An 8,605-nucleotide genomic window follows, 5' to 3' on the forward strand; every position below is an offset into this window, starting at 1 on the left:
GGTGAAGCCGCCTGTACGCCGATGTATCCGATGGAACGGCCCTTGCTTTGGGACAGACGCACTGTCACCATCCACAAAGAGAGGAAGCCCCCCATGCGCTCCAACAACGCCTCGCCGGCCCCCCTCGCCGGCACCGGCCATCTCAAGAAAGTCCTCGGTCCCATCCAGTTGTGGGGCATCGCCGTCGGCCTCGTCATCTCGGGTGAGTACTTTGGTTGGAGCTACGGCTGGAACACGGCCGGCACGCTCGGCTTCCTGGTCGCCACGGTGCTGGTGGCGACGATGTACACGACCTTCATCTTCAGCTTCACCGAGCTCTCGACCGCCATCCCGCACGCGGGCGGCCCCTTCGCCTATGCGCGGCGCGCCTTCGGGCCGCGGGGCGGTTTCGTGGCGGGTTTCGCAACGCTGATCGAATTCGTCTTCGCGCCGCCGGCCATCGCGCTGGCGATCGGCGCCTACCTCAACGTGCAGTTCCCGGGCATCAACCCGAAGTGGTTCGCGGTCGGGGCGTACGTGATCTTCATCGGGCTCAACTGGATCGGCATCGGCATCGCGGCGGCGTTCGAGCTGTTCGTTACCGTGCTCGCAATCTTCGAGCTGCTGGTGTTCATGGGTGTGGTCGCACCGGGCTGGTCGATGGCGAACTTCGTGGCCAACGGCTGGGCCGGCGGCAATGTGCTGAACGGCGCGGCGGTGTCGGGCATCTTCGCGTCGATCCCATTCGCGATCTGGTTCTTCCTGGCGATCGAAGGTGCGGCCATGGCGGCCGAAGAAGCGCGCGATCCGCACCGCACCATTCCACTGGCCTACACCACCGGCATCGTCACGCTGGTTTTGCTGGCTTTCGGCGTGATGATCTTCGCGGGCGGCGTGGGTGACTGGCGCCAACTCGCGAACATCAACGACCCGCTGCCGCAGGCCATGAAAGCGGTGGTGGGCGGCGACAGCGGCTGGCTGCACATGCTGGTGTGGATCGGGCTGTTCGGGCTCATCGCGTCGTTCCACGGCATCCTGATGGGCTACTCGCGCCAGATCTTCGCGCTCGCGCGCGCCGGCTATCTGCCGCGCTATTTCGCCGGCCTGAGCCCGCGCTTCGACACGCCGCACCGCGCACTGCTGGCCGGCGGCGTGGTGGGCATCGTCGCCATCTTCAGCGACACGTGGGTGCAGTTCGGCGGCCAGACGCTCACCGCCAACATCGTCACGATGGCCGTGCTCGGCGCGATCGTGATGTACCTGATTTCGATGGCCGCGCTGTTCAAGCTGCGCCGCAGCGAACCGAATCTCTTGCGCACCTACCGCGCGCCCTTCTACCCCGTGTTCCCGGCCGTCGCACTCGGCCTCGGCCTGGTGTGCCTGGGCGCGATGGTGTGGTTCAACACCATGTTGACGGTGCTCTTCCTCCTGCTGATGGCGGCCGCCTACGGCTACTTCCTGCTCACCTCGGCGCAGCGCGACGCCGCCGCGCCGGACGAGATGCTGTCGTCCACGCCCTGAAAAATTCCAACGACACGATGCGCTACCGCACCACCATTGCCGGCCAGGGCTTCACCTTCGACGATCTGCGACAGGTGCTCGCCTGCGCCAGCCCCGCGCGCTCGGGCGACTACCTCGCGGGCCTCGGCGCGGCCACCGCGCAGCAGCGCATGGCCGCGCGCCACGTGCTGGCCGACACGCCGCTCAAGCAGTTCCTCACCGAAGCGCTGATTCCCTACGAGCAGGACAACATCACGCGGCTCATCATCGACACGCACGACGCACAGGCCTTCGCGCCGGTCGCTCACCTCACGGTCGGCGACTTCCGCAACTGGCTGCTGTCAGAACAAGCCACCACAGAGGTACTCGCCGCGCTCGCGCCGGGCCTCACACCCGAGATGGTCGCGGCCGTGTCCAAGCTCATGCGCAACCAGGACCTGGTCGCGGTCGCGAAGAAGTGCCATGTGGTCACGCGCTTTCGCGACACCATCGGCCTGCCCGGCCACCTGGCCGTGCGCCTGCAACCCAACCACCCCACCGACGACCTGCGCGGCGTGGCTGCCTCCACGCTCGACGGCCTGCTCTACGGCGCGGGCGACGCGGTGATCGGCATCAACCCCGTGTCCGACAGCCTGCCGGTGCTCGGGCGCCTGCTGCACATGCTCGACGAGGTGATCCAGCGCTTCGAGATTCCCACGCAGAGCTGCGTGCTCACGCACGTGACCAACACGCTGAAGCTCGCCGAGGCCGGCGCGCCGGTGGACCTCGTGTTCCAGTCGATCGCCGGCACCGAGCAGGCCAACCTGTCGTTCGGCGTGACACCCGCGCTGCTCGACGAAGCCCATGCCGCAGCCCAATCGCTCGCGCGCGGCACCGTCGGCAACAACCTCATGTACTTCGAGACCGGCCAGGGCAGCGCGCTCTCGGCCAACGCCAACTTCGGCGTCGACCAGCAGACCTGCGAGGTGCGCGCCTATGCGCTCGCGCGGCGCTACCAGCCGCTGCTCATCAACACCGTGGTCGGCTTCATCGGCCCCGAGTACCTGTACGACGGCAAGCAGATCATTCGGGCCGGGCTCGAGGACCACTTCAGCGGCAAGCTGATGGGCCTGCCGATCGGTTGCGACATCTGCTACACCAACCACGCCGAAGCCGACCAGGACGACATGGACACGCTGCTCGTGCTGCTGGGCACCGCGGGCATCAACTTCATCATGGGCATCCCGGGCGCCGACGACGTGATGCTCAACTACCAGAGCACCTCGTTCCACGACGCGCTGTTCCTGCGCGAGACGCTCGGCCTCAAACGCGCGCCCGAGTTCGAAGCCTGGCTGCAGCGCATGCAGATCACCGACACCACCGGGCGGCTCGCACCGCCCTCGGCCAACCGGCTGCTGAGCGACATGGGCGGGCTGTCCGCGCTCGCACCATGAGCGATTCGCCGGTCACCCCCAACCCCTGGGCGCAATGGCGCGCCGCCACGCCCGCGCGGCTTGCACTCGGCCGCGCCGGTGCCGGCATGCCCACCGACGAAACGCTGCGCTTCGGCTGGGCCCACGCGATGGCCCGCGATGCGATCCATGCGGCACTCGATGTCGACGCGCTCGATGCCGCACTGCGCGCCGACCAATGGCAGGTGAGCCGCGTACACAGCCGCGCACCCGACCGCACCACCTACCTGCGCCGCCCCGACCTCGGCCGCCAGCTCGACGCCGAAGACGCCGCGCGCCTGCGCAACGACCGGCCCGCGGGCGGCTGCGACGTCTGCCTCGTGATCGGCGACGGACTTTCCTCACTCGCCGTCGCGCGCCACGCCGTGCCGCTGCTCGCGGCGCTGCGCCCGCAGTTGCCGCCCGGCACGCGCCTGTCGCCCGTGTTCATCGCCACGCAGGCGCGCGTGGCGCTGGCCGACGAACTGGGCGAAGCGGTCGGCGCAGGGCTGTCCGTCATGCTGATCGGCGAACGCCCGGGCCTCAGCTCCCCCGACAGCCTCGGCATCTACCTGACCCACGCGCCACGGCGGGGCCGGCACGACGCCGAACGCAACTGCATCTCGAACGTGCGGCCCGAGGGGCTGTCGTACGCGCACGCGGCCCTCAAGCTGGCGTGGCTGGTGCGCGAGTCGCTGCGCCGGGGGTTGAGCGGTGTGGGGCTCAAGGACGAGAGCGATCTGGCGGTGCTGGCTGCAGGCACGGACGCCGTTGCCTATGATCCCGGGACCGATCCCCAGGAGACAAAGACATGACCGCCCCCCGCTACCCCCTCGCCGAACTGAAAGACCTGCCTGACGACCTCCGCACCGCGATCCTCGCCGTGCAGGAAAAGGCCGGCTTCGTGCCCAACGTGTTCCTCGGCCTGGCACGTCGCCCTGCCGAATGGCGCGCCTTCTTCGCGTACCACGACGCGCTGATGCTGAAGGAAGAAGGCTCGCTCACCAAGGGCGACCGCGAGATGATCGTCACCGCCACCAGCGCGGTCAACCAATGCCTGTACTGCGTGGTGGCGCATGGCGCGCTGCTGCGCATCTACGAGAAGAAACCGCTGGTGGCCGACCAGGTGGCGGTGAACTACCGCAAGGCCGACATCACGCAGCGCCAGCGCGCGATGCTCGACTTTGCGATGAAGGTCTGCGAACGCTCGCACGAGATCGACGACCGCGACTTCGGGCCGTTGCACGCGCATGGTTTCGACGACGAGGACATCTGGGACATCGCAGCCATCACGGCCTTCTTCGGCCTGAGCAACCGGCTGGCCAGCTTCAGCGGCATGCAGCCGAACCCTGAGTTCTTCCTGATGGGCCGGTTGCCGCGCGAGAAGAAGTAAGAAGCTGAAGCTGCGGCGACGGGCTCAGAAGGTGTGAATGAATCCGGCGTGGCCGAGCAGCCCGCCCAGGCGCGCCCCATCAAGGCGCAAAGCGCAGCCATAGCTCGGGCTATGGCGAGCATTTGCAACGCAGAGGGGGCGTGTCTGGGCGGGATGAGCGGGCATGGCGGGTTCGTTCACACCTTCTCAGGCCTTGCCGCGGCACGAGGCCAGCGCGTCGAGCGCGGGCCTGTAGGTGGGCGTGGTCACGTCCATGAGGCCCAACACCGTGTGATAGAGGTTGTCGTGCGTGAGCGGTGCGTCCAGGCCCGCTTCCATGCACGCGCGCGAGAGCTTGCGGCGCTCGCTCATGCCGTCGCCGAACCATGTGACCAGGGGCACGTGCTTCTGCGCATCGGGCGCGAAGCTGTACGGCACGCCGTGCAGGAACAGGCCGTACTCGCCCAATGACTCGCCGTGGTCGCTCATGTAGAGCAGCGCCGGGTCGTACTCTTTTGACTGGGTCTGGAGCCAGTCGATGGTCTGGCTGAGGAAATGGTCGGTCTGGGCGATCGAGTTGTCGTAGACGTTCATCAACTCGGCATGCGCGCATTCGGCCAGTGCGTTGGTCTTGCACTCCGGCGCAAAGCGCTTCAGTTCGGGCGCCGAGCGCTTGTAGTAGGCCGGGCCGTGGCTGCCCATCTGGTGCATCACGAGCACGACGCCCTTGGCGCGGCGCTCGGCGGGCAGCGCGGCGATGCGTTCGTCGAGGCCCTTGAGCATCACGTCGTCGAGGCACTCCTCGCCGTCGCACAGCGCCTTCTTGGTGGCGGCGTCGAGCCCGTCGAAGGCCGAGGCATTCGGAACGCGCGCGCACACACCCTTGCAACCGGCCTGGTTGTCGAGCCAGAACACCGCCAGGCCCGAGGCCTGCAGCACGTCCATGAGGTTCTCGTACTCGTCCTTGCGCGATTCGTAGCCGCTCTTGCCCAGCGGCGAGAACATGCAGGGCACCGAGGCCAGCGTGTTGGTGCCGCAGGAGCGCACCTCGCGGTAGCTCAGCACGTTGCGCTTGACGAGCTCGGGCGTGGTGTCGCGGGCGTAGCCGTTCAGGCCGAAGTGATCGGCGCGTGCGGTCTCGCCCACCACCACCACGAACAGCGGCGGCCGCTTCTGCGCCGCGTAGCTTGCGCCGAGCGCGGTGCCGGCGGTGACGGGAATCAGCTTGCTGCTGCGCTTGAACATCGGCTTGAGCACCACGGCGCTCGCCGAGTACAGGCTGGCGATCGGGTTCATCATGTAGCGCAGGTGCACGTTGTTGCGCATCAGCGGCGCGAGCTGCCGGTTCATCGCCACGCCCGTGCCCACGGCCACGACGGCGGCCAGCACCAGCAGCAGCGCGTTGCGCCAAGCGTGCGACAGCAGACCCATCGGCACGATGCGCACGCGCCAGATCGCCCAGGCTGCCGGCAGCACCACCACGAGCACGTTGAAGGCCATGCGCCCGCTCAGGAGGTCGCGCGCTTCGTTGGGGTCGGTCTGGAACGCGTTCGCGATCATGCTCGGGTCCATCACCACGCGGTACTGAAGCATGTAGTGCTGCGCCACCGCGGCGATCACGACAACGGCCAGCCACAGCGGCTTCATCCAGCGCGACCAGGCCGTGAGCGACAGCATCGCGACGGTGCCGCAGAAGGTGAGCAGTCCCAGCGCGACGATGGTCGGCATGTAGGTGCTGGGCGCGCCGCCCAGGCGGGCCAGGTCGTTCAGCAGCGGCCAGTTGGCGGTGAGGCCGAGGTACAGGCTCAGCCAGACGATCACCTGCCGGGTCGAGCGCGGCTGCGAGATCCAGCCGTCGATGCGTTGCCACAGGGTGCCGGCGGCGCCCGCATCCGACAGCGGCACGGGGCCGAAATCAGAGCGGTGGGGAACACGCGCGAGCAGCGCGGAGTCGAGACGCGAAACAGACATGCAGCCAATGTAGGCAGCGTGCCTGAAGAGAGCCTGAACACCTCATTCAGAGCGCATTCAGACTCGGCCGATGCGCGCGCGGCGCAGCAACCGCAGGCGCGGGCTGCGCGACACCACGCGGCCGGCGGGGCGGCTGATGCCGCGCTCCACCACGATCGAGACCAGCGCCGCCAGGATCGCGGCGGCCGTCACGTCGGTCGGGAAATGCAGGCCCAGGTACAACCGGCTCCAGGCCACCACCACCGCCGCCACGAGCGCCAGCCGCATGGGCGTGCGCCACGGCAGGCACCACAGCGAGAAGGCGGCGGCGAAGGTGCCGGCCGCGTGCAGGCTCGGGAAGCCCGGCCGCGCGCCCTGCGGCACCCACTGGATGCCCAGCCCGTAGAACGCGGGCCGTGGGAACGGCAGCACAGAACGGAACACGTTCACCACCAGCCACACCACGACCACGCTGACGAGCGCGGTGAAGAAGGCATGGCGCCAGCGGCGATCGAAAGCCGCGGCGGCGGCGATCGACAGTGCCAGCAGCGTCGGCAGCACATCGGACGCGAACACCGCGAAGCGAATGCTCCACGCGGGTGCGTGGGCCGAAGCGTTGATCCAACTGAACAGGGTGAAATCAAGGGCTTGCATGCAGGGGCGCCGTGCGCTCGATGGGAAGAGGTTTCCGGCGGCGCGTCACCGCCAGTTCGATGACAAAGCCGACCGTCCAGCAGACCCACGCGGTCCACAGCGTGTGGCTCATGTAGTGCGCTCCGCGCAGCTGCTGCGCCAGGCCCAGCACGAGGCCGGCGACCAGCGCCGTGCCGAGCCACACGATGGCCCCACGCGGCGCCACATGCCGCAGCACGAAGTAGCCGCCGAGGAAGGCGAAGGCCGCCGAGGCATGGCCGGCCGGGAAGCAGCCGCCCGGTCCGCCGTCGCGTACGCCCCAGGCCCAGTGCGACACGTACTGCGCCACGCCGCCGAATTCCTTCACATCCCAGGGGCAGCTGGTGTCACTCGCGTGCTTGAGCAGGCTCACGGCCAGGACCGAGGCCAGCACGCTCAGCGCCAGCTGCACCCGCGCGGCGGTGGGCAGCCGCCGCAGCACGCCCACGGGCCAGCGGATGGCGGCGAACAGGCCGACGAGCAGCAGCCAGCTCAGGTTCTTGGCGCCCTCGTGCATCACGTGGACCAGGAAGGGGTTGTCGCGCCACGGAAAGCCCATCGGCGTGCCGGCCAGGCGGGCCAGCGGCAGGTCGCCGCCAAGCGCATCCCAGGTCATCAACAGGGCCAGAGCAAGCAAGGTCAGGACTCCGGGACGGAGGTTCGGGGAACGACGGGTCATGAAGAAAAACAGGCCTCGGAACAGACTGGCGCGAGCCTACGCACGCGGGATGAACCCAGTCTGAAGCGACCTGAACGATTCCTGACGCGATGGCCAGGGAGGCGACGCTAGACTTCGTGTTTTTGTAAGGCCACCGCGTGCGAATCTTGCTGGTCGAAGATGACAGTTCGTTGGCAGACGCGGTCTGCAGCTACCTCGTCGCCAAGGCGTTCGTGGTCGATGTGGCCCCCAGCCTGGCCGAAGCGCGCGGCGCCCTGCTCTCGGTGCAGTACGCGGCAGTGCTGCTCGACCTGCACCTGGGCGACGGCGACGGCCTCTCTTTGCTGCCGCAGGTGCGCGCGTTGCGCGAGCCGCCCATCGTCATCGTGCTCACGGCCCGCGACCAGGTCACCGACCGCATCCGCGGCCTCGATGCGGGCGCCGACGACTACCTCATCAAGCCCTACGACCCGGCCGAGCTGCTCGCGCGGCTGCGCGCCGTGGAGCGCCGGCGCAGCGCCAACACCTCGCCGGTGCTGCAACTGGGCACGCTGGAGATCGATCTCGCCCACGACCGCGTGCGCAAGGACGGCGTGCCCGTCGTGCTCACGCAGAAGGAATGGGCCCTGCTGCGCGTGATGGCCACGCGGCCCGAACGCATCCACACGCGCGACAACCTGGCCGACGCGCTCTACGGCTTCGGCGACGAGGCCGACAGCAACACGCTCGAGGTGTTCATCAGCCGCCTGCGGCGCAAGCTCGGGCGCAGCCACATCCAGACGCTGCGCGGTCTGGGCTACCGGCTGTCGTTCTCGGCGGACGACGAGGAATGATGAGCGGCGCCTTGCTTCGCGATCGTCGCGATTCGCTGGCCGGGCGCCTCACGCGCACGCTGATCCTGTGGGTCGGCGGCGTGTGGCTGCTGTGCGTGTTCGCCGTGGTCTGGTACGTGGACCGCGAGATCAACCACAACTTCGACAACGAGCTGGTGGAGGTGTCGCACCGCATGTTCGACATGGCGGTGCAGGAGCTCGACAAGCTGAA

Annotated in this window: 8 protein-coding genes and 1 pseudogene; 6 read left to right on the plus strand and 3 right to left on the minus strand. The window is 68.4% G+C overall.

The window, feature by feature from the left end; translation table 11 throughout:
* The first annotated feature begins 93 nt into the window (after positions 1 to 93).
* From eat to AAG801_RS01725, 4 genes are read left to right on the plus strand one after another with little or no spacing between them, the layout of a single operon-like run.
* Entirely contained in the window at positions 94 to 1,500 is a 1,407-nt protein-coding gene (eat, locus tag AAG801_RS01710; RefSeq protein WP_341886877.1) for an ethanolamine permease, read from the plus strand.
* Between the two features lie 17 nt (positions 1,501 to 1,517).
* Entirely contained in the window at positions 1,518 to 2,912 is a 1,395-nt protein-coding gene (locus tag AAG801_RS01715) for an ethanolamine ammonia-lyase subunit EutB (RefSeq protein WP_341886878.1), read from the plus strand.
* Positions 2,909 to 3,724, plus strand: a complete 816-nt coding sequence (eutC, locus tag AAG801_RS01720; protein WP_341886879.1) for an ethanolamine ammonia-lyase subunit EutC — start codon at positions 2,909 to 2,911, stop codon at positions 3,722 to 3,724. Before AAG801_RS01715 ends, eutC begins: the two co-directional genes overlap by 4 nt.
* On the plus strand, positions 3,721 to 4,302 hold the full coding sequence (locus tag AAG801_RS01725) for a peroxidase-related enzyme (protein ID WP_341886880.1): 582 nt from the start codon (positions 3,721 to 3,723) through the stop codon (positions 4,300 to 4,302). The genes eutC and AAG801_RS01725 overlap by 4 nt, the downstream gene beginning before the upstream one ends.
* Before the next feature lie 186 nt (positions 4,303 to 4,488).
* Here AAG801_RS01725 and AAG801_RS01730 read toward each other — a convergent pair whose 3' ends face one another.
* Genes AAG801_RS01730 through AAG801_RS01740 form a run of 3 tightly spaced genes read right to left on the minus strand, consistent with a single transcriptional unit; the run spans position 4,489 to position 7,540 of the window.
* On the minus strand, positions 4,489 to 6,252 hold the full coding sequence (locus AAG801_RS01730) for a phosphoethanolamine--lipid A transferase (protein ID WP_341886881.1): 1,764 nt from the start codon (positions 6,250 to 6,252) through the stop codon (positions 4,489 to 4,491).
* 57 nt (positions 6,253 to 6,309) lie between these two features.
* Entirely contained in the window at positions 6,310 to 6,885 is a 576-nt protein-coding gene (locus AAG801_RS01735; protein ID WP_341886882.1) for a phosphatase PAP2 family protein, read from the minus strand.
* A complete protein-coding gene (locus tag AAG801_RS01740) occupies positions 6,872 to 7,540 on the minus strand; it encodes a phosphatase PAP2 family protein (protein ID WP_341886883.1) in 669 nt (222 codons plus the stop codon). Before AAG801_RS01740 ends, AAG801_RS01735 begins: the two co-directional genes overlap by 14 nt.
* A 179-nt stretch (positions 7,541 to 7,719) precedes the next feature.
* Between AAG801_RS01740 and AAG801_RS01745 the strand changes: the two genes are divergently transcribed.
* Both AAG801_RS01745 and AAG801_RS01750 read left to right on the plus strand, forming a co-directional pair.
* The gene (locus AAG801_RS01745; protein ID WP_062474437.1) at positions 7,720 to 8,394 is read left to right on the plus strand and encodes a response regulator transcription factor; all 675 of its coding nucleotides are present in this window, start codon (positions 7,720 to 7,722) and stop codon (positions 8,392 to 8,394) included.
* Positions 8,394 to 8,605, plus strand: a pseudogene (locus AAG801_RS01750) (sensor histidine kinase); the annotation flags it as partial. The gene AAG801_RS01745 and the pseudogene AAG801_RS01750, both read left to right, overlap by 1 nt.

It is taken from the genome of Variovorax sp. YR752, assembly GCF_943372545.1.

Coding starts and splice junctions, on each gene's coding strand:
- AAG801_RS01730 (WP_341886881.1), bottom strand. CDS start 6,252: ATGTCTGTTTCGCGTCTCGACTCCGCGCTGCTCGCGCGTGTTCCCCAC.
- AAG801_RS01715 (WP_341886878.1), top strand. CDS start 1,518: ATGCGCTACCGCACCACCATTGCCGGCCAGGGCTTCACCTTCGACGAT.
- eutC (WP_341886879.1), top strand. CDS start 2,909: ATGAGCGATTCGCCGGTCACCCCCAACCCCTGGGCGCAATGGCGCGCC.
- eat (WP_341886877.1), top strand. CDS start 94: ATGCGCTCCAACAACGCCTCGCCGGCCCCCCTCGCCGGCACCGGCCAT.
- AAG801_RS01735 (WP_341886882.1), bottom strand. CDS start 6,885: ATGCAAGCCCTTGATTTCACCCTGTTCAGTTGGATCAACGCTTCGGCC.
- AAG801_RS01725 (WP_341886880.1), top strand. CDS start 3,721: ATGACCGCCCCCCGCTACCCCCTCGCCGAACTGAAAGACCTGCCTGAC.